This window comes from Candidatus Saganbacteria bacterium (assembly GCA_016223245.1).
Classification (GTDB): Bacteria; Margulisbacteria; WOR-1; order XYC2-FULL-46-14; family XYC2-FULL-37-10; genus JACRPL01.
The window spans coordinates 44,865-69,114 of the sequence record JACRPL010000003.1; the positions used below are offsets into that span (position 1 = coordinate 44,865).

Below are 24,250 nucleotides of genomic sequence, written 5' to 3' on the forward strand. Positions count from 1 at the left end.
ATAATGGAAGGGCCTAAGATAGAATGTAAACTAAAGCTGGGCTTGTTGTTGAGCGATAGGCTTATTCTACAGTAACAGACTTTGCAAGATTTCGAGGCTGATCTACGTGACAGCCTCTTTTAACAGCTATATAATAAGCTAGAAGCTGAAGAGGGATTACGGCAAGTATTGGCGATAAGGCTTCCGTAATTGTTGGAATTGAAATGATATCATCCGCTTTTTCCGTGATCAAATCGTCGCCATCGGCCGCGACAGCTATAACCATCCCGCCTCTGGCTTTTACTTCTTCGACATTTCCCAAAATCTTGTCGTATCTCCTGCCTGATAGCGCTAAAACAATCACCGGCATGTGCTTGTCGATCAAAGCTATTGGCCCGTGCTTCATTTCGGCGGCCGGATAGCCTTCCGCATGTATATATGATATTTCTTTAAGCTTGAGAGCTCCTTCAAGCGCTATAGGGAATCCTTTTCCCCGTCCCAAAAATAATGCATTGTTCGCTTTATAATATTTTCCCGCGATCTTTTCTATATCTTTTTCGCGAAGCAAAACTCTTTCTAATTTATCGGGGACTTCCATAAGGTCAGATATCATTTTTTGGACTTCGGATAATGGGATCGATCCTCGCTTTTTAGCAAGAAACAACGCGAACAGGTAAATTACGGTCAATTGAGTTGTGAAAGCTTTTGTTGACGCGACGCCTATTTCAGGGCCCGCATAAGTGTAAATAACGCCATGCGATTCGCGCGCGACACTAGACCCAACCACATTACAGATGCTTATTACTTTTGCCCCCTGGGCTTTTGCTTCCCAAATTGCGCCAAGAGTATCGGCTGTTTCGCCGGATTGTGATATTGCGATAACTAAAGTATTTTCGTCTACTATCGGGTGGCGATATCTGAACTCGGCGGCGTATTCGACCTCCGACGGTATCCTTAAAAGCTGTTCCACCAAATATTCGCCAATAAGACCCGCGTGCCACGACGTTCCGCAAGCTGTAAATACTATCCTGTTAACTTTCTTAGCTTCTTCCTCGGTGAAATTTAATTCGTCGAAGTGGATGAAAGAAGACTCGATCTTGACCCTGCCCGATATCGTATCGCGGATGGCCTTTGGCTGTTCGTGTATCTCTTTTAGCATGAAATGCGCGTAACCGCCTTTTTCAGCGGATTCGGGATCCCAAGAGATAAGGGCCACTTCTTTTTCTATCTTATCGCCTGTTAACGATTGGACTTTTATGTCGTAGTGGGTGAGTGTCGCGACTTCGAAATCATTCATATATATTATTTGGCTTGTATATTTCAATAGCGCGGGAATATCTGACGAAACGAAATATTCACCTTCAAGAACGCCTATTACAAGCGGGCTTCCGTGGCGAGCTGTCACTATTTTATTTGGTTCTTTCTGGCAGACGACTGCTAAAGCGTATGAACCTTCGATCTCATTTAGCGAGGCTTTGACCGCGTCTTCAAGAGAGGCGCCGCGAGCTTTAAGATGCTTTTCGATAAGGTGTGCTACAACTTCCGTATCAGTTGTCGATAAAAAACGATGGCCTTCTTCACTAAGCTTTCGCCTCAACTGGAGATAATTTTCTATTATGCCGTTGTGTACGACGGCGATCTCATTGTGGCAATCGGTATGCGGATGGCTGTTCTCGTCGGATGGCCTGCCATGCGTCGCCCATCTTGTGTGTCCGATGCCGATATTTCCGGAAATCGGGCGTTTAACCAATTCTTTTTCAAGATCGACAATTTTGCCTAAGGATTTTGTAACGAAAAGACGCCCTTCGTCAATTGTAGCGACCCCTGCCGAATCGTATCCCCTGTACTCGAGCTTCTTTAAGCCTTCGAGCAAGAAGGGTAGGGACTCTTTTGTTCCGATATATCCGAAAATTCCGCACATATTAACTTACCTGATTATTTTCCTTGCGAAAGGATCGCTTCCATTTCGCGTTTTGCAAGTTCAAGCTGATTTTGTATCTCGGCTCGATCGATCTCTGCCTTTGATCCAGTTACATAATCCCAAAGAATGCCAAATCTCCTGGTCAATATAGGCTCAAGCATTCCCCAAGCTGTGATGCAAGGATAGGCTTTTCCATATATTATGGCATCTTTAAATATTTTTCTTGCAGGATCTACGGAGAAATAAGGGTCATCGAATACTTTTTTATAAGCCGGCAGGAATCCGCAGGCTTTTGTATAGGCCAGCTGGGCTTTAGGATCGATCGTTAAATATTTCAAAACTTTGAATGCGGCGTCTTTGTTCTTGGATGCATTGAATATTGCAAGGTTGCTTCCTCCAACAAAAGTATATCTTCCTTTAGGTCCCTTAGGATAAGGAACGACAGCAAAATTTCTGGCGGTTATCGAATCGGACGCTCCGCCTTGCGCAGGAGGAGTTGTCAGGGTCCTTACTTCATATGGGCCGTCAAAATACATTGCAACTGATCCGTTATTGAAGTTCGAGCTTACTTGAGCGGTGTTTAATTCCAAATATTCTGGCGGTACTAGTCCTTGTTTTGCCAAGTTCACGTAGAACAATATTGCATCAACCGCTTCTTTGTCGTTTAACAGAGACGTTTTCATGTCGGGAGCCAGGAAATCTCCGCCTGAAGCCCAGATCCAAGGGGCAAGATTGTGAACAACGTTCCAGTCATTCTTACCGGACATTCCTAACGGCAAAATTTCCAATCCTTCTATTGTAAGCTTCGCTTCTTTTATTTTCTTAAGAGAGCTTTCAAACGATTGCCAGGTATCAATATCTTTTGCGGTTAATCCTAACTTTTTGAAAACGTCGGTTCTGTAAAATAGAGCGCGTGCGTCAACGATCCAGGGAACAGCTGTCACTTGTCCGGAGCCTACGATACCGCTTGTTTTCCATGCAGCAGGAACAAAAGCTTTTTCTCCGCCAAGTTCTGCGGCTTTGTCTTTCATGTCCCAAAGCGCGCCCATGCCGGATATTGATCCGACCCAAGTAGAGCCTAGCTGTACGATATCCGGGACATCATTTGATGTAGCGGCGGTTGTGATCTTGGTCCACGCGGCTCCCCAGTCAAGTACAGTAACTTTGATCTTTATATTCGGGTTTACATCTTCGAAATCTTTCAAAACCTCTTCCATATCTTTTTGGGGCTCAAGGGAGTTTGGCATCATCCACAATTTTAAAGTGACAGGGCCGCCTTCTTTTTTCGATGGGGCGCAGGAAATAAGGGACATCGACAACAAAACGAGGCAGAACACGGCAATAAACTTTCTCACGTCTTTTTCTCCTTTTATTTTGATTACTCTATAGCAATTATACCATTTTTTTGAGAAAATATTAATATATGGAGATATTAATTGCCGAGCACGCGGGATTTTGCGAAGGGGTTGAAAGAGCGTATCAAATAGCGCTAGAGCAAACGATCGCAAAAAAGCCTGTATATATGTTAGGGAATCTTGTCCATAACACTCAAGTTGTCGAAAAATTAAAGAATCTTGGAGTAAAAACCGTAAACAATTTGTCTGAAGTACCTCTTGAGCCAAAAGGCATATTAATTATTTCAGCTCACGGAGTAACCCCTAAAACTTATGAAGACGCCAAGGCTTTGGGGTATGAGCTTATCGATACGACATGCCCATGGGTCAAAAACGCGCAACGATTGGCAAAAAATTTATCAGAAAAGGGGCTAACAATCGTCATAATCGGCGACAAAGAACATCCCGAGGTCCGCGGGATACTGGGTTGGGCGAATAATAAGGCATTTGTCGTCCAATCGCCAACAGATCTTAACCAAATTCCTGATAGCGTTTTAATAAATGGGGTGGGTGTCGTTGCCCAGACTACGCAATCGGAAGCAAATTTTGATTCAGTCGTTTCAAGTCTTAAAGTTAGGACAAAAAACGTCATCGCACACAAGACTATTTGCGGAGCGACAAGCAAAAGGCAGGGTGCGGCGGTTGAGCTCGCGAAGAAAGTCGATCTAATGCTCGTTATTGGCGATACAAAGAGCGCGAACACCAAGAGGTTGACCGAGTTGTGCAAAAAAACCGGGACTGAAACCTTTCAAATACAGACAGCGAAAGAATTGGACAAGAATTGGTTCAAGAATAAAGAAAAATTAGGAATTACAGCTGGCGCTTCAACTCCAGAGTGGGTTATGGACGAAGTTATAAATCTTCTTCAGGCTCAATGAGCACTCTATAAAAGCAATAGGTCGTCAACACGATTATGAAAATCCAGGATATCGACATAAATAGCCAGCCATAAATGTTCATTCGATCTCTCCCAAAGCTTTTTTCCTGTGCCAAGCGATGTGCACAAGAAATGCTATCGACAGGAACAACAATATCAATCCGATCCTTGTTGTCAATACGTATGGCTTTTGCGCATCGGGAACATTGTGCATCATAATTGTCGGTATGCCTTCCTGAATTATCCAAAACCATAAAATTGAAAAAAGAAATAGGGGGGTCACATATTTTATTATTGGCTTGTAAAATCCGGGGATCCGCATTTCGGCGCCATGATGCATTTCATCCCAAGCTTTTTCGATACCGAATATCCAGACAAATATCACTGTCTCAATCGTTCCGAAAAGCACTAGGCAGAAAGTCCCGGCCCAGAAATCAAGCTCGTCCACTACTCCATATCCCAGAAAGAAAATAGGCAGCTGGCATAGCAAAAATAAAATTATCCCAAGCCTGGAAACTACTTTTTTTCTGTCCAAATTGAATTCGTCGGAAATAAATGCAATTGCTGGTTCCGCAAGCGATACAGATGACGTGATGCCCGCTAAAAATAATAGGAGGAACCAGAGAACCGCGAATATCGCCCCGAATTGGATCTGCGCGAAAATAAGCGGGATAGATACAAAACCAAGATTAAAAGCCCCGCTTTTTGCGGCTTCCATCGCCCCGACCTGGCCAAAAAATGCGAATGCTGCAGGGATCGCGATTGATCCGCCGAGTACAACTTCTGCAAGCTCGTTTGTGGCCGAAGCTGAAAGCCCGGATAAAACTATATCATCCCCGCGTTTCAAATAACTCGCATAGGTCAATATTGCGCCGATACCGACACTTAACGTGAAGAATATTTGCCCCGCGGCCGCCATCCAAACTTTTGCGCTCGATAATATCGAGAAATCAGGATTCCATAAAAATCCCAATCCGTTCACGATGCTCCAATCGGGGTGCAGGGGATTTGGCACCCCAAGGGTTAAAACCCTCACCGCAACGATCGCTCCAAAAATAAAAAGTATCGGCATAGCTATCTTGCAGAGGAGTTCGATCCCGCCCTCAATGCCTTTATATAGAAAGTAAAAATTTAATATGAAAGTTATCATGAAAAATATATATGCGGTTGTGATATTGCTGCCTGGAGCCAAGCCTTGATATGCCGAAAGGAAACCTTTCATCCCTTCAGGAGTTGCGATCGCAAAAAGCTTCCCTGTTATCGCAAAGAACGCATAGCCCAAAAGCCAAGATTCTATATATGTATAGTAAATAAATATCACGATCGGGCCAAAGACGCCGATTACTCCTAAGTATTTGACGATCCTGTTCTTCCAAAGGCGGTTGAGCGCAAATGGGGCGCTTCCGTGACCGAAAAGTCCCCCATGCCGCCCAATTGCCCACTCGATCCACATAAGGGGTATTCCAAGAAGAAGAAAAGAGATGAAATACGGGATCATGAAAGCGCCGCCGCCGTTCTGTACTGCCTGGACCGGAAATCTTAAGAAATTTCCAAGACCCACAGCCGATCCCGCGACAGCAAGTATGATCCCAAGTTTTGTTCCCCATTTTTGGCGTTTTTTCTCTGCCAGCATATTTAAAATTGTACCATATGTTATAATAAATTATAAGATGAAATCCTATAATTTAGCATTATTTTTGGTTTTGACCCTTATATTTTGCGGCCTAAGTTCAGTTCCCGTATCAGCATTTCAAGCTACGGCAACACTTGAAGAAGTAAGGGTCGGAATGTATCCCAACCTGATAAGAGTGGTGCTCGATATCGATGGCCCGGCAACTTTCAACTATATAACCTCCGAGAGCGAATTGAATATCAATTTATTGAATGTCGATAGGGGACAAAGTGTAGGCGATCTGCTTTCCGTCAATGATTGGGTCGTACAAAATATAGAAACAAAAAGCAGCACAGACGGGGTTTCGGTCAAAATACCTCTTTCATATCCTGTGGCGTACAAAGTATACCCATTAGCATCTCCTTCGAGGATAGTTGTTGATTTTGACCGGACCTTTACCCAAATAAAGAAAGCGGCAACAATATCTAACGGCGTGGACTATTTTTATGTTATTAAAGGTGATGGCGATGATTATGTCACGGCGCAGTTATTGGATGTTGATCCCGCGAAGGCGGATATTTTTCCGGCGCTTGGGCGGCCATCAAAATCTTTCCTATCTTCAGTCGCAAGCTTTCTAACCCCTTGGGCCAAAGAAAAAAAGCCCGGATTCTATAAATCCCGCGTTTCGGATATTGTAAAGGAATATAACGCCCTTGCAGGAGTTAACGGGACATATTTTGACATTAAAACATCCAATCCCCTTGGCATCTTAATGATCGACGGCCGGCTTGTTTCATATCCGATCTCCGACAGGACAGCGCTAGTCGTAACTAAGGACAAAAAACATTATGTAGACAACATAATGCTGGATTCATATTTTGAGATCAACGGCGTTAAGTATACGATAACCGGGGTCAACGAGCCTCGGGCGTCACAATCGGACATAATACTTTATACGCCTGATTATGGCGAGCTCACAAAAACAAACGCTTCAGGCATAGACCTCGTTGTAGAAGACGGCAAGATCAAGTCTACAAGAAGCGGAAATACTTGGATCCCTGAAAACGGGTTTGTGCTTTCGGCTGGAGCTTTGTATGCGGAAAACCTGGCAGGGACCGTGCAGATAGGTGATCAAACAAAGATCGTCATTAATGTTATCCCTTATTCCACAAGCATTCACGGTGAACTGCTACATTTGGTCGGGGGAGGTCCGAGGCTCCTCAAGTCCGGGAGGATATACATCTCGAAGTATGAAGAAAAATTCAGGCGCGACATATCGCGCGGCCGTGCGGCAAGGACCGCAATTGGCATAACCGATAAGGGCCATTTGATGTTTGTTACCGTGGACGGCCGCGCGCGAGGCAAGAAAAAGAAGAACGGATCGAGAAGCCTTGGAATGAGCTTGACCGAGCTTGCGTATTTTATGCAGTCGCTTGGAGTGCAAGACGCCCTCAATCTTGACGGCGGCGGATCGACCACGATGTCTATTTACGGCAATGTCATGAACCATCCGGTCGACGGCGCGCAGAGAAGTGTATCGAACGCGATATTGATCAAGTGATTTATTTTGCCACTTCTTTTACAACCTTAATAAATTCACTTGCGTCTTTGAATTTCTTGTAGACTGACGCGAATCGCACATAAGCGATCTGGTTCAAATTTTGGAGCTTCTTTAGCGTGATATCCCCGATCTGCGAGCTTTTGACTTCCCGGCTTTCTTGGTGCTGGAGCGCCTCTTCCACTTCTTTTATCATTTTTTCGATCTTATCCATTGGTATCGGCAGCTTATGGCAAGCGCGAAGCACTCCCGACAGAAGTTTACCGCGGCTGTACTTTTCCCTCTGGCCGTCCCGTTTTACAACCCACGGCAATTTTTCCTCGATCCTTTCTGATGATGTAAACCGCCGTTTGCACGAAAGGCATTGCCTTCTTCTCCGGACGGAGTCGCCGTTGTTTACTATTCTTGATTCAAGCACTTTATCGTTATCTTTACTGCAGAACGGGCAACGCATTAAACGCTTCCTCCGGCGGGAAGAATATTTGTTAAAATTGAATTGTGGCCGTTAACGAAATCCAACGCGCTTAAAACTTTTCCGCCTTCGTATTGGACTGTTTCAAGTTGAAGCGCGCCAGAACCGCAAGCAATTACAATATTCCCACCAACTAGCATTACATATCCGGGCTCAAACTTTTTCTCAAGCGGTACAGGGTTTGCTTTTAGGATCCTTAATGATTTTCCCATAAAGTAAGTGTGCGTGCAAGGCCAGGGGACAAGCGCTCTAACTTGATTGTTGATCTCTGTTGCAGATCTCCTAAAATCGATCTCTCCTGTTTCTTTTGTGATAAGTTGCGCGTATGTCGCATCGGCGTGTTTTTGCGGGGTTCTTTTTGATGTGTTGTTTTTAATTTGTGAAATAGCTTTCAATAGAGTTTGCGACCCGATATTAAAAAGCTTTTCTTTAAGAGTTTCAGAATTATCTTGTGGATCTATTTGGGCTTCATCTTGCAGTAGAATGTCTCCAGTGTCTAATGTTTCATCAAGATGCATGATAGTTACGCCTGTTTTTATTTCGCCTTTGAGCATTGCCCATTGGATAGGCGCCGCGCCGCGGTATTTTGGCAAAAGCGATGCGTGGACATTTATTGCCCCGTATTTTGGGAGATCAATTATTGCTTTTGGAAGAATTCTCCCGTATGCAACGACTACAATTAATTCCGGGGCAAAGGATTTTATTTTATCGAAAAATATTTGATCTTTTACTGTTTCCGGTGTTTCTGTTGGGATTTTATATTTTTCAGCTAAAAGTTTAACAGGCGAGGGGGATGAATGGAGGCCTCGTCCTTTTTTGCGGTCAGGCTGGGAAACTACGCAAACTACTTGTTCCTGCGCATCGATCAATGCTTGTAAGCATTTAGCTGCCGGGTCGGGAGTTCCCATAAATATTATGCGCATTGAAAAAAATCCCAATGACCAATGACCAATGACCAACGTGGTATGCCTTCGGCATTATTTATATAATAAATACATTGTTGGGATTTGGTAATTGGGATTTGGTCATTAATCATAGGAGTTCCTTCTTCTTTTCTTCCTCGCGTTTAGAGACTTCTTTGATGAGTGATTTGTCTTTTACACGATCGATAAAGACCACGCCGTTCAAGTGGTCGATCTCGTGTTGAAGAACGGTTGCAAGAAATCCGCTTGCTTCAATAATCATATGTTTCCCGTTCTTGTCCATTCCCTCAACCGTTACCTGCGATGGCCGCTCGACTGGGCCCACAATTCCCGGAAGACAAAGGCAGCCTTCTTCAAAAGTTTGGAATTCTTTGTTTTTTTGTTTTATTTTAGGATTTATAACTGTAAATGCCCCTTCGCCGATATCGATAACAAACAATTGGATGTTTTCGCCAACTTGAGGCGCCGCAAGCCCGACTCCCGGCGCTTTGTGTATGGTTTCTATCATATTATTGATCAGCTTTCGAATGCGGGAATCAACTTTATTGATCGCTTTGCACTTTTTGCGAAGCATCGGGTTCGGGTATCTTATAATGTTTAAGATGCTCACTAAAATTAGCCCTGTTTTTTTGTGAAAGAAAGGATCTCTTTTGAGAAAAATTCAAAATCGGCCAAATGGTCTTTTATATTTTGCAAAAGCAATTTATGGTCGATCTCCAAATAATCGTGTACGATCCTGTTCCTGAGCCCCGCTAATGGGGCGATCTTATTGGCAAAATCCTTGCTAATAACGCCTTTTTCGCCAAGTAATTTAATAATATCGTAGTAATCTTCCGGTTTCCCCAAACCGAGCGAAGCTATTATATGGTTTCCGACATCAAGCATCGCTTCGATCGAAACTTCAAGGTTCCTTTCCGCGATATCGATATTATCCGAATTATTCTTAAACTCGTCAAAGACCATTTCTTTGAACCTGGCAAGCTTATTTGAGGCAGACCTTATTTTTTGTATTCTGGTGTCTATAACATTTTCATCTAGTGGAGACATAAAATCCCCCTTTCATTATGGCATTGTACTGGTATGCATGGAATTTATCCCTTAGATAAATCGTATCCAAAAAGTTCTTTTGGATAGATGCTTCAATATTGCTTTTGATCCCATTATTTGGGCAAAATAACAATTTCCCGTTCTTAATTGCCATATAGCAGATATAAGGATTGGCTGTCTTTAGGTCAACCAGATCGAGATCATCCCGTTTTAGGACTTCAACAAATGATTTGTTAAGCGACAAAATATCTTTGCCAGTTAAATCGACTTTCGAATAGAAAGCGATATCAATATCGCTTAATCTGCTGGAGCATCCTTTAGCCGTTCCTCCAAAAAGATAAAGTAAGTCGATGCCGTGATCTTGGCAAATAGCCTGCATTTTCGGAATGATCTCTTCAAAATCGACCGGTTTGGGCTTGTTTATTAGTTTTATTTTCCTCATGAATAAATTATAGCTTAATTGATATGCTTTGGGAAGGTCATTTAAAGCAGGTCATTTAAAGCAGATTCATCGGTTCGATATCAATTGTTATCCTTATTTCATATGGCGCAATGATCTTTGAAGTGGATTCCTTGATCGCATTACGCATTACTTCTAAATTTTTCCCTTTGAGTAATATCTGCCACCTATATTCACCGCGTATTTTAGCAATAGATGCCGCAACGGGACCGAGTATCTGATAATATCCCAATTTCCCAGATCCCGGATCCCTGCTCTGTAAAAACCTTTTAAGATCATTAGAGACTTTTATAACTTTCTGTTCGTCATGACCATGAATTATGATGTTTATCAGTTCAGAGAAAGGTGGATAGGATAAGCCTTCTCTGTTCTTTATTTCCTCATCATAAAATCCCTTATAATCCAGTTTTGATGCGAATTTGATCGCGTAATGATCAGGATTCCAAGTCTGAATAATTACTTTTCCAGGATTGTATCGACCAGAACGCCCTGCAACCTGAACTAACTGTTCAAATGTGTGTTCGGCGGCGCGGAAGTCGGGGACATTGAGCATCGAATCGGCAGAAACGACGCCAACTAGTGTTACCTTTGGAATATCAATTCCTTTTGTGACAAGTTGCGTTCCGATCAAGACATTGGCGCCGCCTTCACTAAAGGCTGCAAATAATTCTTCGTGGGAACCTTTCTTTGTTACCGAATCTCTATCTATCCTAACGATCTTTGCTTTGCAAAAAACTTCGCCAACTTCCTCTTCTATCCTTTGTGTACCAATGCCTAGAAAAGCGATCGATGAATTCTGGCATTTTGGGCAAACTAGATTGATTCCCGATGTAAAACCGCAATGGCCGCATACAAGCTGGTTTGATTTATAATGATAGATAAGAGATACAGCGCAGGTGGGACATTGGATCGTAAATCCGCACTCGCGGCACATAGCGTATGTAAAAAAGCCTCGTCTATTCAGAAATAATATTACTTTTTCACCGCGTTCCAATGTTTCTTTTATTTCTTTCTTCAGTGTTTGGGACAGCAATCCTTTTTTCTGCTCGCGCATATCGATTATTTCGATCAAAGGGAGCGGATTGGTATTTATTTTTTCTATTAATTCCAATAGTTTATATTGTCCTGTTTGTGCTTTGAAATATGCTTCGATAGATGGGGTGGCGGATCCTAATACCGAAACGATTCCCGCGTTTTTAGACAAAAATTCGGCTATCGTTCGTGCGTGATACCTTGGATTTTGTTCGGATTTATAAGTTGTCTCGTATTCTTCATCAAGGATCAGGACTTTTAGATTTTTTACGGGTGCAAATATGGCGACACGAGTTCCTATTACAATTTTCGATGATCCATTAATGATCTTTTCCCATTCAAAATTTCTTTCTTTATCGGTTAGCCCGCTATGGATAATAGAAACCGAGTCATAGAATCTTTCTTTGAAACTTTTGACTAGTTGCGGCATTAAGCCGATTTCTGGAACAAGAACAATTGACCCTTGGCCATTTTTAAAAGCCTCTTCAACTACTTTTAAATAGACTTCCGTTTTTCCGGTGCCTGTTGGGCCATGGAGCAGGAAGGTTTCACCTTTTTGTTTGCATAATGATTCTTTGATTGTATTTATTGCAAGTTGTTGGGATTGGGTGAGGGGGAGGATGCCCGTATTGTTTAGAGGTAATGATATTGGGTTTTTGGCCGAATTTTCTTCACCCAATAACAATCCCGGCTTCTTAACCCTCACCTTTTTTCCGACCTCTTTTTTCTTTACAGAAGGCGGAAGGATCGCCCTTAAAGCTGTTGTAAAAAAGCAGTTATAGTATTTTGAAATGAATTTTGCGAGCTTAAGGCCATTTTCTGTGAAAACAGGATTTTCTGATACTAGGCTTGTGATTATTTTTAGGTTCGGGAAATCGCTTTTTTCGGCAAAACCTACAACATATCCTATTCTATTAGAATTCCCAAATGGGACTTGGACTTGATGTCCGAGCTTTATTGTTGAACTCAAAGTTCCCGGAATTTCGTAGTGATATATTTTATCGAGCTTTGGGAGAGTTTTTGATAGGACTATTTCGGCTAACATGGGTTAAGTATACCAGATTAATGAGAACAGCTAGAACGGCTGCTTTATTGCACTTATAATCGTAGAAGGGCATTTATTTGTATTGTTTGCTCAGGAGAACAAAGAGTCGATTAATTGTGATTTTGTCATACCCAAATAGGAAGCGATATCGTTCAAGATGTTGTTCAGCGTCCCAAGTTTTATTTCCCCATGGTCAGGAATAGTGATTTTATGTTCTTGTGCTTTTATGGTTAAAATTATTCTGATGTGGCTTCCTGTTTCTCTGCTAACTTCATAGCCATACTTTTTTAGCAATTTAATCAAGCCTCTGCCTGAAAGATTCCGTGGTAATTTAGGCATACGCCAAAGTTTCTTCTTTTACAATATGGAGCCTGACTATCGATGGAATTAAGTCTTTCTTGTCAAAATGAGCCGATAAAGCGTCATGAATATTAGTTTTCAATTCTTCAAGCGTTTCTCCCTGTGTGAAAATGGAATGGCCGAGCGCTTTCGCGGTAAGCCCGCCTTCAGGGTCATCCTCAATTAAAAATACAATTTCAGGAACTATCATGATCTTTTCCTCCTATTATCTAATTTTATATTACTCTTTTCTGAATGACTATTCAAGCAGCCTTTCAATGCGAACAGCTGGAACATTCGCCTGAAGAGCACGAACCGCATCCACTTCTGTTTGAAGTCGATTGAGCTCCGCCCTCACTATTACTAACAGTCGGGTAATAGACCCTTGAAATATCTTCAGCTCCGCAAAATTCGCATTTTATGCCGGATGGCTTAGCTCCCATTCCGTGGAGGACTTCAAATTTCTTTCCGCATTTATTGCACTTATAATCGTAAAAGGGCATGGTTAATGGCAATCGATCAAATTATTTTCATTCCTTTCTCAAGGGCTTCGCTGACAATCCCAATTTCGTTCTTTTTTTCTTTGAATTCATCGGGAGTATAGCAAATTGCGTCGATGTGCCGGTGGAAATCGATAGTTTTCAAAAAGTCCCCCATTCTGTAAATGAATTTCCTTCCTAAAAATTTATTTGATACCAGGATCATATCAATGTCGCTGTTTGGCCTTGCTTTGCCGAGCGCCCTTGAGCCAAAAAACCAAAGCTCTTGAGGATTAAATCCCCTTTTTATTGCAGCAAGATTTTGTTCTAGGAAGCTTTTTATTTCTTGGTCTTTTATTTCGCAGCTCATATTTGTATTTGGCTTTTAACCCAAGAAAGAATATCTTCGGCCGTCTTAATCTTGCCTTTTGCGTCGCTTTCTGAATATTCTTCAAAAGGAGCGGAAGCTGTAACATCGGGATATCTTGAAACCATATAATCAGAAGAAAGCTCTTTTAATAAACTGAGGATTTGGCTAGGGACATTAAGATTTCTTCCGATTTCATCAAGATAATGTGTTCTTGGCGCTGGTTTGTTGTTTAATAATATGTAGAGGGCTTTAAGGTATTTTTCAACGGCCTGCTGGCAAAGAAATGCGCAAGTGTCGTAACCGCCATCATCAATGATATTTTTTGCCATTTCAAGATCATGATCCCCCTGTTTTGTCCATTTTATGATTTCTTTTTTCATGATTGAAATTATAGCCCATCGATCATGGTTAAATCAAGTTAAATGTGGAACTCAGCATTTATAATCGTAGAAGGGCATCTAATATCCTGTTAGCAGTTTCCGACTTCCGAAGCTTTGGTAGCTTTTTTGCTTTACCGTTCTTCGAAATAATGGTTACTTTGGCCGAATCAGAATCAAAGGTCGTTTCATCGTTCGCGACGATCATATCCAAATCTTTTTCTTTGAGTTTCTTTTTTGCGTTTGTCAGCAAGTTGTCCGTTTCAAGCGCAAATCCTACTAGTATCTTTTTTGCTCTTCCTTTTTGCTGAGAAATTGTTTTAATAATGTCGTGATTCTTTATGAGTTTTAGATTTAGAGTTTTGGATTTTAGCTTTGTTTCGGATCCGTTCTCCGTAGCAGCGCTACTGCGAAGGATGAATTTCGAGTTTCGGATTTCGGATTTATAGTCCCCAACGGCCGCTGCCATTATAATAATATCCGCTTCAGAATAGTTTCCTAGAACAGCTGTGAGCATCTCATCGGCCGATTCGACTTTTATAGGTTTGATATCGAGCGGAGAGGGTAGCGCGACATTTGCAGAAATCAAAGTGACTTCAGCTCCCCTGTCGCGTGCGGCTTCGGCGACAGCATATCCCATTTTTCCTGACGATCTATTTGATATAAATCTTACAGGATCGATCGCTTCCCTTGTTCCGCCGGCAGTAACTAATATTTTTTCCCTTTTTAGATCTTGTTTCACTCCAATCAATTCGATCGCTTTTTCAATTATCTGATTCGGTTCGGACATGCGGCCTATATCATGATCGCCGCAGGCAAGTTTTCCAACTTCTGGACCCACGAAGACGAAGCCGAGTTTCTTTAATTTTACCGTGTTTTCCGAAACAACCGGGTTTCTCCACATTTCGCAGTTCATGGCAGGCGCTATAAGCTTTTTGCATTTAGCTGACATTGTAATTGTTGATATTGGATCGTCTGCTATGCCTCTTGCTACTTTTCCTATTATATTGGCGGTTGCTGGCGCAATTATTATAAGATCGGCTTTTTGTGAAAGAGAAATATGCGGAACTGGGATATTTTTTAGTTCTTTTGAGAATAGATATGTGATAACAGGGTTTCCCGATAATGTGCGAAAGGTTAGGGGAGATACAAATTCTTGGGCTGATTTGGTCATTACAACATATACGTTTGCGCCGAGATCTTTTAAGCGAGAAACAACTTCGCAAGTCTTGTAAGCGGCTATTCCACCTGATACACCGACAATGATTGTTTTATTCTTTAACATCTTATAAAACCTGCGGCTAAACGCCGCGGTTAAGGAAAAAAGAGAAATCGCGAGCCGTGCCTGCCGGCAGGCAGGGTTTACTCGCAGGTTGGTTTGCTGACTGAAACTTACGCTTTTTTCTTCTTAGTCTCTTTCTTGCTGCCCTTGGCTAGTTTTTCCAATGCATTCGGCTCTTCGGGCTCAACCATTTTGATCTCAACCGGCTTCTTTGATTCCGCGGTCAAAAGCTTGATGCGGATCTTGTCCCTTGCAATTTCCCTGATCGCCGTAATGATCGGGTTCGTGGGGTCAAAATCATTAACATATGGGAGAGAGCCTTCGGTTATCTGCTTTGCACGGCCCGCAACGGCATTGCTCAACAAAAACTTGTTTTTCGCATTTTTCAATAAGATATCGATCGTTTCTTTTGTGGTCAATTTAATAACACCCTCTCTTTTTCGACATTAATAATAGCGCGGATCTTTTCCGCGGCAGACTCGACCTTGTCATTTACTACTATATAATCGTATTTTTCCATTACTTGAAGCTCGGCGATCGCCGCCCGCAGCCTGTAATTTACAACTTCCTCGTCCTCGGTCTTGCGGCGCCTAAGCCTGAATGCCAAAATGTCGACCGATGGCGGAATGAGAAAAATAAAAACCGCCGAACTGCTAAGCTTTCCACACGATACGGATTCTTTAATGTTTGCCGCGCCTTGGACATCGACCTCGGTCACGACAACATGGTTTTTTTCAAGTTCGCTCTCGACAAAATCAATAGGCGTGCCGTAATAATAACCATGCACTTGCGCCCATTCAAGGAACTTATCCTTCTTTTCACGATCAAAAAAATCTTCTTCGGTAATAAAAAAATAATCTTTCCCGTGTTTTTCCATAGGACGAGGCGGCCTAGTCGTTGCGGAAATCGACATCTTAAGTTTTGCGCCGATTTCCAGCAATCTTCTTACGACAGTCGACTTTCCAACCCCTGAAGGGCCGGATATTACAACCAACAACCCGCAGCTTTTAGATTTTTTGGGCATATGCAAAGAGATCCAATAATAACAGAAATGATTGATTTTTGCAAGCAGTTCTGCTAATATCCGCTTAACACGGAGGTATCCCAATATGAAAAAAATCCAATCCCTATTCCTGCGCCTATGCCTTTTCCTATGCCTTTTCCTATGCCTTTCTTCCCTGTCTTCCGCCCAGCTTTTGATCGGTTCCCGCGCCGCCGGCATGGGCGGGGCCGGTACGGCTGTTGTTTACGATCTAGCGTCTGCTTATTATAATCCGGCGGCTCTCATGAAAAGCAGCATAATGGCCGCGGAAACAAAAATTTCTCTTGGCGGTTCATACCAGAATATCGATAAGCTTCTTGCGACCCTTGGGTCTCTTTCGAACCCTTCAAAATTTCTTGCTGACAATTATGCTAGCGCGGTGGACGTTAACGGCAGCGTAAGCGGCGTAATTGGTTTTAACGTAAGAAAGATCGGGATCAGTGTTATCCCAATGATGAGCGCCGCAGTCACAAAAACCGCCAGCAGTTTGGCTGGATCAATAACCGGGACTGGAAATGCGGCGGGCGTATTGACTTTGGGAGGTTCTTATAATTTCCCTGGGCTTCCAGTCGGCACATTGCATCTTGGAACGAACATAAAATATATTTATGCGGCAAACGGAAGCTTAACGGCAAGCGCTCTAACAGGAGGGACGCAGCTTTCAAGCATTGGTTCGGGTTTCGGCGTTGATGTGGGCGCATTAACGACAGTAAGCGTCCCAATGGTTTCTGATTTATCAATTTCTCTTGTCGCAAGGAACCTTGGCCAGAGTACGAAATATAAGAACAAATCGCAGTCATTGACGCCTTCAGGTACGACATTTGTTGCAAGCCCGGAAGTTGACCTCGCCGACACTACGGCAACGGATACAAGCACTTATGTCCTCGGCGCTTCGGCTACGATCCCAGTCGTCAATATGCTCATTGCAGTGGACCTTGAAAATATCCCTGTAGCTGGCGGCGGGACTAATACCCATATCGGAATTGAATATCCCCTACTATTTAATTTCCTGATCTTAAGGGCTGGCGCCGCATCGGGCGCCGGATTATCGCTTTCAACGCTTGGAGCCAAGATTGGTTTGCCAATTTTAACGCTTGACACGGCATCGGTTACCGACAACAATAATTCGAAAAATAATTATGTAGTTGTTGATATTCAAATCGGTTTATAGTGGAGCTAAAAACACTTAGGCATTCGACATCCCATATACTTGCAGCGGCGGTACAAGAAATTTATCCGAATGCGAAACTAGCTATCGGCCCTTCTATCGAAGAAGGCTTCTATTATGATTTCCATATCCCCGGAGTGACTCTTTCATCTGAAGATCTCGTTAAGATCGAGAAAAAGATGCAGGAGTTGATCAATACGAACGAGCCGTTTGAAAGACAAGAACTTTCAAAAGATGAAGCGGTCAAATTTTTCGAAAAACGCGGGGAAACATTTAAAGTTGAGCTGATAAAAGCCATAGAGGATGATAAGGTTTCACTCTACAAAACAGGAAAATTCATAGACCTCTGCCGCGGACCGCATATCAGGTCATCAGGCGAGATAAAAGCTTTCAAACTGTTGACGATTGCGGGCGCTTATTGGAGAGGAGATGAAGGGAATGAAATGCTCCAAAGAATATATGGCACGGCATTCTTAAATGTCGAAGACCTTAAGGCCCATCTAGTTAAACTTGAAGAGGCGGCCAAACGAGATCATCGAAAATTAGGCAAGGAGCTCGACCTTTTTAACATTTACCACGAAGAAGCCGGAGCGGGGCTGGTATATTACCATCCGCGCGGCGCCAGGTTGCGCTTGCTTATCGAGGATTTTCTTCGCCGCGAGCATATCAAGCGCGGATATGAGTTTGTCATGACGCCTCACATAGCAAAGATAAATCTGTGGAATACATCGGGACATACCGGACACTACCGAGAAAATATGTATTTTATGGAGATCGATAAACAGGATTATGTATTAAAACCCATGAATTGCCCGGGACACATTTTAATTTATAAATCAAAACTTAGAAGTTACAGGGATCTGCCTATAAGATTCTTCGAGCTTGGCACGGTTTACCGTTATGAACGATCCGGGGTCCTCCACGGCTTATTAAGGGTCAGAGGCTTCACGCAGGACGACGCCCATATCTTTACAACGCGAGAAAAATTGGAAGACGAAATATTTGGTGTTATAGATTTTGCTTTTGATATGCTGAAGACATTCGGGTTTGACAGCGAAGTATTCCTATCAACCCGCCCCGAGAGCGCAATCGGTTCTGATGAAAACTGGGAACACTCGACTGCTGCTCTCAAGTCGGCAATGGATAAAAAAGGGATCAAATATAGCATTGAAGAAGGCGGGGGCGCATTCTATGGTCCGAAGATAGATGTTAAGATGAAAGATGCTCTTGGTCGCCTTTGGCAGGGTCCAACCATTCAGGTTGACCTGAATCTTCCTGAAAGGTTCGATATGAACTATATCGCGGAAGATGGAAGCAAACAGCGCCCGATCATGATCCATAGGGTGGTTTTGGGGAGCGTTGAAAGATTTTTAGGAGCTCTTATCGAAAATTATGCAGGGGCGTTCCCTGTCTGGATCTCGCCTGTTCAAGTAATGATAATTCCAATTGCCGACAGGCACAATGAATATGCCGAAAACTTGAAGAACGAATTGCTTGCAAGCGATCTAAGGGTTGAAGTCGATAACGGCCGAGAAAAAATGGGGTATAAGATACGCCAAGCCCAGCTCCAGAAGATCCCATATATGATAATTTTGGGCGATAAAGAGATAGCTGATAAGAAACTAGCCGTCCGTTCAAGGGCTCACGGCGACCTAGGACTTTTCACCATGGACGATTTTATTCTTCGCATCAAAAATGAAATAGACAAACACCTGTAACTGAAGTATAATAAAGGTTTGTCGGAGGTGGAAAATAGCAAGAGATTACTATGTGAATGAGAGGATAAGAGTGCCCGAGGTGCGCCTTATCGACGAAGCCAGTTCGCAGTTAGGGATCTATAAGACATTTGACGCTTTAAACCTCGCGAGAGAAAAAGGCCTGGATCTTATTCTTATTTCTCCAGGCGCCAAACCTCCGGTAGCTAAACTGTCCGATTTCGGAAAGTTTAAGTACCAGCAGACAAAACACGATAAAGAGGCTAGAAAATCCCAGCATTCGACGATCGTGAAGGAAGTGAAGCTCTCGGTCAAGATCGGCGAGCACGACCTGATGGTCCGTGTGGCGAGGACAAGAGAATTTTTGGAAAAGAAGAATAAGGTCAAGGTCAATTTGTATTTCAGGGGCCGAGAGGTAACACACAAGGAAATAGGCGCCAGAGTTATCCAAAAATTGGTTGACCTGGTTTCCGATATCGGAGTTGCCGAAGGCCGGACAAAAATGGAAGGGAGGAGTATGGTGCTGTTATTGGTGCCAAAAACATAATCATGCCAAAAATGAAAACAAGGAAAGCAGCCGCAAAGCGATTTAAAATTACAGCAACGGGAAAAGTTTTGCAGCGCGGGGTCAAGACTCGGCATATTCTTGAGTCAAAATCCCCGGGGCAAAAACACAGGCACGGAAGGGACAGGGAGATCAGCCATACAGATTTTGAAAGGGTAAGGGTGATGATGCCATATGGTAAGAGTTAAAAGAGGCAGCGTTGCGCGCAAGAAGCGCAAAAAAGTATTAAACAGGGCCAAAGGTTTTAGAGGATCCCTAAAAAGGCTTTATAGGGTTGGCGCAAAAGTTGCCGGCATGAAAGCTTTGCGGTATTCGACAAACGACCGCAAAGACCGCAAGAGCAACTTCAGGAGATTGTGGATCTCGCGGATCAACGCAGCCTTAAGGGACCTGGGATATACTTACAGCCGCTTTATTTCCAGCTTAAAGAAAAAAGGAATACTTCTCGACAGGAGATCACTCTCGGAGCTTGCGATATCTGATCCAAAAGCATTCGCAAAGGTCGTAGAGTCGGTCAAATGATCCAAATGGCTGTGGGCGGCCTGGGCTTTGACCCGCGGAACCTGTCGCCCGTGGTATTGCTTCGCGACCAGGATGAATTAAACTTCCTCCCGATATGGATCGGCGTTTTTGAAGCCGCAGCTATTGCAATGGTGCTTCAGGGCGTGCAATCTCCCCGTCCCATGACCCATGACCTGCTGACACACGTAATCGATAGGCTTAATGGCAAGATCACAAGGGTCGTGATAAACGATGTCAAAGAGGGGACTTTTTTCTCGGTTATCGAACTGACCCACGGGACGGATAATAAACTTTCAATTGATGCAAGGCCTTCAGATGCTATTGCAATTGCGCTCCGGGTTGAAGCCCCGATATTCGTATCAGAATCGGTCATGATGCAGGCAAAGCTTGTGAACGCGGAAAAAGACGCCGAAGAGACCGCGAAGTTCAAAGAATTCATCGAGAATTTAAAACCTGAAGATTTCACTAAATATTTTAAGCAGGACTGATCCTTCTTAACTAGCTTCTAGATATCAAAAACACTCCAACACAGATAACGGCGATACCTGTCCATCTGATCATGCTAACGTTCTCTTTAAAGACGAACATTGAGATCAGAGCGACCAAGACATATGCGATCGATACCATTGGATATACGAGTGATAGTTCCATCCTTGATAATACAGCAAGCCAAAATATCGACGAAACCCCAAATAGAACAAAACCAGAAATGACCCAAGGGCTCGAAAACATCGGAATGATTTTATATATCAATTCTTTTATCGGGAATGTGCCGAAATTGTTCATTCCCTGTTTCATAAGCACTTGGCCCGAAACCGCAAGCAGGATCGAACATAGGACAATTAATATGTTTATCATTTATTCCCTCTTTTTTTAAGTTTTCCCCAAATAAGGTCTTTGTAAAGCAATCCTATTTGAGTGTAATATTCAGTGATCTCCCTAAGCCCTAGTTTGCTTTTCGTATCGCTGCGGTTAGCAAAAATAATGGGAATCTCTTTGAGATTATTATAGTTCCCTTTGACCAAAATTTCCAGCAAAAGTTTGTAGCCCAGGGAATTTAGGGGAATTCCCTGTACTACGCTTTTCTTCAGCATAAAAAATCCCGAGGTCGAGTCTTTGACATTGGTCAATAGCCTTGCCGGAAAACGCGCGATATCCGATATGAATCTTTTTATTATTGTCCAATCCCGCTGTCCTCCGCCGCGGCAAAGCCTACTGCCTATAACAATATCGGCATCCCCATTTTTTATTATATTATACATTTGAGGGATGACTTCGGGAGGATGGGACAGGTCGGCATCCATAACGCATATGACATCTCCCTTCGCTAGTTTAAACCCATCAAGAATTGCGGAAGCTAATCCCATTTTATGCGGGCGTACAATTGTCGTAAGCCCAAGGTTGTTCGCAAATTCTGCCGTTTTATCAGGTGAGTTGTCATCGACGACAATTATTTCACAGCTTGGGGACGAGGTCTTTATGCGATCGGACAGTTCAGCAAGGTTTTTCTTCTCATTGTAGGTTGGAAGGATTATGGTCAACACGAGCTATATTTCCTCAAATTTTCCATTTTCATACTTAATTATAGCACAGGATCCTCTGCAATAACCTATCCCATAGAGAGCCGATCTATTGAATATTTTTACGGTCTTTAATGATAACTTGTCCGATCTTGCGGTTGTTTCGCCTTTTGCCCTGTTTTTTAACCAATCGGATAATTTCCCGTCCATTGCGGCATCCGTATACCAATTTGGATTGCTAATTAACCTGGATTTTCCAATTTCTATGGCGCCTTCGGACAGATACAGGGCAGTAAGATGGTCCTTCTCCAAATGGATTGTTGATCTCGAATTGTAAGCCGACCTGATCATCCCCAAACTAATTATTAATAGGAAACTTATGAAGAATATTGCGAATATAAGCGATATTCCCTTATTATTCATTTCTTATCGCTACCTCGGCCGATAAGGGATCGACCACAACATTGATCAAATTATATTTGACCTTCGCAAAAGCCAAATTATTTATTTGTCCCGCTTCGGACAGGTAATTCGAGTATTTATTTATAGTTTTTTTGACTTTTCCGCTTTTATATTCATATTTTATGGCGGAATTGGCCTTGGAAAATGAAATCTTATTTGAGTTGACTTCTAAGCTTGATGAAAAACGGAGGTCGTCCAATATGCCGGTTAAAATAGATCGTTTTAGCTCCGAAATATTTGTTGATGCGGCCTTTTTGCCGTAAGTTTTAAAATATGTTGAAAAGACAGCAGATAAAACAATAAGGATAATTGCCGAGATTGAAAGCGTGACCAGCGTTTCTATAAGAGTAAAGCCCGCCACTTTCTGTCCATGACCCCCTCTGTCCCTCGACCCTTCGACTTCGCTCAGGGCTCGGGACATCTCCCCCTTATCAAGGGGGAGAATGAGAGAGGGTAAAGCGGAGAGGATTTTCATTTAATATTTCGACCTCATTGAGTAGAATTCTATTGGTTTGCGGTTTTTCATCCAGTTATAGCTTAAATGTATTTCCAATAAGTCGTATGTGACGGGACTCACGACCGTTTGTCCGTTGCCGCTATCAAACGATGAGGAATTTATTTCGGAAAAATTCTTGGACCGCAATTCTTCCATTTTACTCTCCGCCAAGTACAAGGCCTTGGCATAATTCTCCGTCTCATTTGCCGATTGCATGCTTGAAACAAATAGATATGAGAATGAAATGGCCACAACGGCCAATATACACAGCGAAATAAGAGTTTCGATAAGCGTAAAGCCTTTTTTTCTCATGCTATCCTTATCCTTCCGATAGGGGATATTATTATTTTCTTTATATGCTTTGAATCAGTTAGAATTATAGTCCCAAAATATCCGGGTTGCGGGTTCCCGGATTCGGAGAATTTTACTGTTTGGGGATTTAGTATCTTTAATGGCGAAATGCCTTTTTTTGACAAAGAGAATTCGTAAGAATCCTTATAAAAAACGACCGCCACTGTTTCTTTTTTGCTTTTTGCCGCATCGGATGCGAGCTTCAGGTCGGATGCAATGCCTTCAGCCGCAGCTTTCAGCCTTAATCCGTTTTGAAATGATGAGAAAGTATTTATGGAAATAGCGAGGATAAAGCCGATGATCGATATGACGACAAGTAATTCGATCAGGGAAAATCCGGAAGGCCCTTTCATTTAGGAGAGATCATCATATTGTCTATTAGGCGCGTTTTTCCGATCCTAACCGCCAGAGCGGCCAAAACTCTGCCCTTAACTTCTTTTATATCCTCGAGAGTGTGCGGATCGACTATCGCTGTGTAATCTACTCTTATCGACGGCTCAAATCCCAAAAGCCTTCCAATATTAACTATGATCCTTCTGCTATCGATCTCGCCGTCTTCAATATCTTTCTTAGCCCTTATCAATGACTTATATAGCATCGTTGCCGATTTGCGGTCTTTTTCGGATAAGTACTGGTTTCTTGAGCTCATTGCGATCCCATCATATTCCCGAACCGTCGGGCAGGAGTGTATTTCTACCGGATAACTAAGATCTTTGGCGAGTTTTTTTATTATAAGCAATTGCTGATAATCTTTTTCTCCAAAAATAGCCAAGTCAGGCCTGACAATGTTAAAAAGTTTGGCGACAACAGTTGTAACGCCCATAAAATGGCCCATCCTGAACTTTCCACATAGCTTTTTACATAAAACTTCTTCTTCGACCCAGGTTCCAAAATCCGGATGGTACATGTCGGATGCGCTTGGAGTAAATAACACGATGGGGTCAAGATGTTTCAAAAGCGCTTTGTCGCGGTTCAGGTCTCTTGGATAGCTATTATAATCTTCGTTCGGGGCAAATTGGGTTTTATTTACAAAAATGGAAACAACGACCATATCGGCCAGGCTCCTGGCTTTCTCGACCAAAGATAAATGGCCTTCATGGAGAGAACCCATCGTCGGTACTAGCGCGATCTTCTGCCCGCGCTCGCATGTGCGCTTTGAAAACAAGCTCATTTCTTTTGGTGATTTGATTGCTTTCATCTAATAAAAAAGCCGCGGGCAAGCATCCAGAGCATCAGAGCCAA

General features: G+C 42.9%; 32 protein-coding genes. 8 read left to right on the forward strand and 24 right to left on the reverse strand.

What is annotated here, in order from left to right; all coding sequences use genetic code 11:
- Nucleotides 1-61: 61 nt before the first annotated feature.
- Nucleotides 62-1,900 (reverse strand): glutamine--fructose-6-phosphate transaminase (isomerizing), encoded by a 1,839-nt coding sequence (gene glmS / locus HZC34_00375; GenBank protein ID MBI5700290.1) that lies wholly within the window; start codon nt 1,898-1,900, stop codon nt 62-64.
- A 14-nt stretch (nt 1,901-1,914) separates the two neighbouring features.
- On the reverse strand, nt 1,915-3,255 hold the full coding sequence (locus tag HZC34_00380; protein MBI5700291.1) for a sugar ABC transporter substrate-binding protein: 1,341 nt from the start codon (nt 3,253-3,255) through the stop codon (nt 1,915-1,917).
- 68 nt (nt 3,256-3,323) lie between these two features.
- On the opposite strand from HZC34_00380, the gene ispH reads away from it, so the two are divergent.
- Complete coding sequence (gene ispH / locus HZC34_00385) at nt 3,324-4,172, forward strand: 4-hydroxy-3-methylbut-2-enyl diphosphate reductase (GenBank protein ID MBI5700292.1); 849 nt, start codon at nt 3,324-3,326, stop codon at nt 4,170-4,172.
- 78 nt (nt 4,173-4,250) lie between these two features.
- Here ispH and HZC34_00390 read toward each other — a convergent pair whose 3' ends face one another.
- Complete coding sequence (locus tag HZC34_00390) at nt 4,251-5,804, reverse strand: sodium-dependent transporter (protein ID MBI5700293.1); 1,554 nt, start codon at nt 5,802-5,804, stop codon at nt 4,251-4,253.
- Nucleotides 5,805-5,841: 37 nt separating this feature from the next.
- Between HZC34_00390 and HZC34_00395 the strand changes: the two genes are divergently transcribed.
- The gene (locus HZC34_00395) at nt 5,842-7,344 is read left to right on the forward strand and encodes a phosphodiester glycosidase family protein (protein MBI5700294.1); all 1,503 of its coding nucleotides are present in this window, start codon (nt 5,842-5,844) and stop codon (nt 7,342-7,344) included.
- A gap of 1 nt (nt 7,345) precedes the next feature.
- On the opposite strand, the gene nrdR is transcribed toward HZC34_00395, so the two are convergent.
- The 14 genes from nrdR to gmk form a co-directional block, all read right to left on the reverse strand.
- A complete protein-coding gene (gene nrdR, locus HZC34_00400; protein MBI5700295.1) occupies nt 7,346-7,795 on the reverse strand; it encodes a transcriptional repressor NrdR in 450 nt (149 codons plus the stop codon).
- Nucleotides 7,795-8,736, reverse strand: a complete 942-nt coding sequence (locus HZC34_00405) for a methionyl-tRNA formyltransferase (protein MBI5700296.1) — start codon at nt 8,734-8,736, stop codon at nt 7,795-7,797. Before HZC34_00405 ends, nrdR begins: the two co-directional genes overlap by 1 nt.
- Before the next feature lie 109 nt (nt 8,737-8,845).
- Nucleotides 8,846-9,346, reverse strand: coding sequence for a peptide deformylase (def, locus tag HZC34_00410; protein MBI5700297.1), 501 nt, complete (start codon nt 9,344-9,346; stop codon nt 8,846-8,848).
- Nucleotides 9,347-9,351: 5 nt separating this feature from the next.
- Nucleotides 9,352-9,783 (reverse strand): DUF86 domain-containing protein, encoded by a 432-nt coding sequence (locus HZC34_00415; protein ID MBI5700298.1) that lies wholly within the window; start codon nt 9,781-9,783, stop codon nt 9,352-9,354.
- Entirely contained in the window at nt 9,767-10,225 is a 459-nt protein-coding gene (locus HZC34_00420; GenBank protein ID MBI5700299.1) for a nucleotidyltransferase domain-containing protein, read from the reverse strand. Before HZC34_00420 ends, HZC34_00415 begins: the two co-directional genes overlap by 17 nt.
- Nucleotides 10,226-10,280: 55 nt before the next feature.
- Nucleotides 10,281-12,320, reverse strand: coding sequence for a primosomal protein N' (gene priA / locus HZC34_00425; GenBank protein MBI5700300.1), 2,040 nt, complete (start codon nt 12,318-12,320; stop codon nt 10,281-10,283).
- 90 nt (nt 12,321-12,410) lie between these two features.
- Nucleotides 12,411-12,659: a type II toxin-antitoxin system HicA family toxin gene (locus tag HZC34_00430; GenBank protein MBI5700301.1), complete on the reverse strand. Its 249-nt coding sequence runs from the start codon at nt 12,657-12,659 to the stop codon at nt 12,411-12,413.
- Complete coding sequence (locus HZC34_00435; GenBank protein ID MBI5700302.1) at nt 12,652-12,870, reverse strand: 2-oxoisovalerate dehydrogenase; 219 nt, start codon at nt 12,868-12,870, stop codon at nt 12,652-12,654. Before HZC34_00435 ends, HZC34_00430 begins: the two co-directional genes overlap by 8 nt.
- Before the next feature lie 64 nt (nt 12,871-12,934).
- Entirely contained in the window at nt 12,935-13,174 is a 240-nt protein-coding gene (locus HZC34_00440; protein ID MBI5700303.1) for a zinc ribbon domain-containing protein, read from the reverse strand.
- A 4-nt stretch (nt 13,175-13,178) separates the two neighbouring features.
- Nucleotides 13,179-13,508 carry a nucleotidyltransferase domain-containing protein gene (locus tag HZC34_00445; protein ID MBI5700304.1) on the reverse strand — a complete coding sequence of 110 codons (330 nt, stop codon included), beginning with the start codon at nt 13,506-13,508 and terminating at the stop codon, nt 13,179-13,181.
- Nucleotides 13,505-13,888 carry a HEPN domain-containing protein gene (locus HZC34_00450; GenBank protein MBI5700305.1) on the reverse strand — a complete coding sequence of 128 codons (384 nt, stop codon included), beginning with the start codon at nt 13,886-13,888 and terminating at the stop codon, nt 13,505-13,507. The genes HZC34_00445 and HZC34_00450 overlap by 4 nt, the downstream gene beginning before the upstream one ends.
- 58 nt (nt 13,889-13,946) lie before the next feature.
- Nucleotides 13,947-15,170 carry a bifunctional phosphopantothenoylcysteine decarboxylase/phosphopantothenate--cysteine ligase CoaBC gene (coaBC, locus tag HZC34_00455; protein MBI5700306.1) on the reverse strand — a complete coding sequence of 408 codons (1,224 nt, stop codon included), beginning with the start codon at nt 15,168-15,170 and terminating at the stop codon, nt 13,947-13,949.
- A 107-nt stretch (nt 15,171-15,277) separates the two neighbouring features.
- On the reverse strand, nt 15,278-15,586 hold the full coding sequence (locus tag HZC34_00460) for a DNA-directed RNA polymerase subunit omega (protein ID MBI5700307.1): 309 nt from the start codon (nt 15,584-15,586) through the stop codon (nt 15,278-15,280).
- Nucleotides 15,583-16,191 carry a guanylate kinase gene (gene gmk / locus HZC34_00465; protein ID MBI5700308.1) on the reverse strand — a complete coding sequence of 203 codons (609 nt, stop codon included), beginning with the start codon at nt 16,189-16,191 and terminating at the stop codon, nt 15,583-15,585. The genes HZC34_00460 and gmk overlap by 4 nt, the downstream gene beginning before the upstream one ends.
- Before the next feature lie 85 nt (nt 16,192-16,276).
- On the opposite strand from gmk, the gene HZC34_00470 reads away from it, so the two are divergent.
- From HZC34_00470 to HZC34_00495, 6 genes are read left to right on the forward strand one after another with little or no spacing between them, the layout of a single operon-like run.
- Nucleotides 16,277-17,380 (forward strand): hypothetical protein, encoded by a 1,104-nt coding sequence (locus tag HZC34_00470; GenBank protein MBI5700309.1) that lies wholly within the window; start codon nt 16,277-16,279, stop codon nt 17,378-17,380.
- Complete coding sequence (thrS, locus tag HZC34_00475) at nt 17,377-19,095, forward strand: threonine--tRNA ligase (GenBank protein ID MBI5700310.1); 1,719 nt, start codon at nt 17,377-17,379, stop codon at nt 19,093-19,095. The genes HZC34_00470 and thrS overlap by 4 nt, the downstream gene beginning before the upstream one ends.
- A 10-nt stretch (nt 19,096-19,105) precedes the next feature.
- The gene (locus tag HZC34_00480; GenBank protein ID MBI5700311.1) at nt 19,106-19,639 is read left to right on the forward strand and encodes a translation initiation factor IF-3; all 534 of its coding nucleotides are present in this window, start codon (nt 19,106-19,108) and stop codon (nt 19,637-19,639) included.
- Nucleotides 19,640-19,641: 2 nt separating this feature from the next.
- Nucleotides 19,642-19,845 (forward strand): 50S ribosomal protein L35, encoded by a 204-nt coding sequence (gene rpmI / locus HZC34_00485; protein ID MBI5700312.1) that lies wholly within the window; start codon nt 19,642-19,644, stop codon nt 19,843-19,845.
- Complete coding sequence (gene rplT / locus HZC34_00490; GenBank protein MBI5700313.1) at nt 19,832-20,179, forward strand: 50S ribosomal protein L20; 348 nt, start codon at nt 19,832-19,834, stop codon at nt 20,177-20,179. Before rpmI ends, rplT begins: the two co-directional genes overlap by 14 nt.
- The gene (locus tag HZC34_00495; GenBank protein MBI5700314.1) at nt 20,176-20,667 is read left to right on the forward strand and encodes a bifunctional nuclease family protein; all 492 of its coding nucleotides are present in this window, start codon (nt 20,176-20,178) and stop codon (nt 20,665-20,667) included. Before rplT ends, HZC34_00495 begins: the two co-directional genes overlap by 4 nt.
- A 10-nt stretch (nt 20,668-20,677) precedes the next feature.
- On the opposite strand, the gene HZC34_00500 is transcribed toward HZC34_00495, so the two are convergent.
- The 7 genes from HZC34_00500 to HZC34_00530 all read right to left on the reverse strand — a co-directional run bounded on the left by HZC34_00500 (nt 20,678) and on the right by HZC34_00530 (nt 24,206).
- Nucleotides 20,678-21,037: an EamA family transporter gene (locus HZC34_00500; GenBank protein MBI5700315.1), complete on the reverse strand. Its 360-nt coding sequence runs from the start codon at nt 21,035-21,037 to the stop codon at nt 20,678-20,680.
- On the reverse strand, nt 21,034-21,723 hold the full coding sequence (locus HZC34_00505; protein ID MBI5700316.1) for a polyprenol monophosphomannose synthase: 690 nt from the start codon (nt 21,721-21,723) through the stop codon (nt 21,034-21,036). Before HZC34_00505 ends, HZC34_00500 begins: the two co-directional genes overlap by 4 nt.
- Nucleotides 21,724-21,726: 3 nt before the next feature.
- Nucleotides 21,727-22,122: a hypothetical protein gene (locus tag HZC34_00510; protein MBI5700317.1), complete on the reverse strand. Its 396-nt coding sequence runs from the start codon at nt 22,120-22,122 to the stop codon at nt 21,727-21,729.
- A complete protein-coding gene (locus HZC34_00515; GenBank protein ID MBI5700318.1) occupies nt 22,115-22,522 on the reverse strand; it encodes a prepilin-type N-terminal cleavage/methylation domain-containing protein in 408 nt (135 codons plus the stop codon). The genes HZC34_00510 and HZC34_00515 overlap by 8 nt, the downstream gene beginning before the upstream one ends.
- A 114-nt stretch (nt 22,523-22,636) precedes the next feature.
- The gene (locus HZC34_00520; protein MBI5700319.1) at nt 22,637-22,969 is read right to left on the reverse strand and encodes a prepilin-type N-terminal cleavage/methylation domain-containing protein; all 333 of its coding nucleotides are present in this window, start codon (nt 22,967-22,969) and stop codon (nt 22,637-22,639) included.
- Nucleotides 22,966-23,361, reverse strand: coding sequence for a prepilin-type N-terminal cleavage/methylation domain-containing protein (locus tag HZC34_00525; GenBank protein MBI5700320.1), 396 nt, complete (start codon nt 23,359-23,361; stop codon nt 22,966-22,968). Before HZC34_00525 ends, HZC34_00520 begins: the two co-directional genes overlap by 4 nt.
- Nucleotides 23,358-24,206, reverse strand: a complete 849-nt coding sequence (locus HZC34_00530; protein ID MBI5700321.1) for a pantoate--beta-alanine ligase — start codon at nt 24,204-24,206, stop codon at nt 23,358-23,360. The genes HZC34_00525 and HZC34_00530 overlap by 4 nt, the downstream gene beginning before the upstream one ends.
- Between the last annotated feature and the right edge of the window lie 44 nt (nt 24,207-24,250).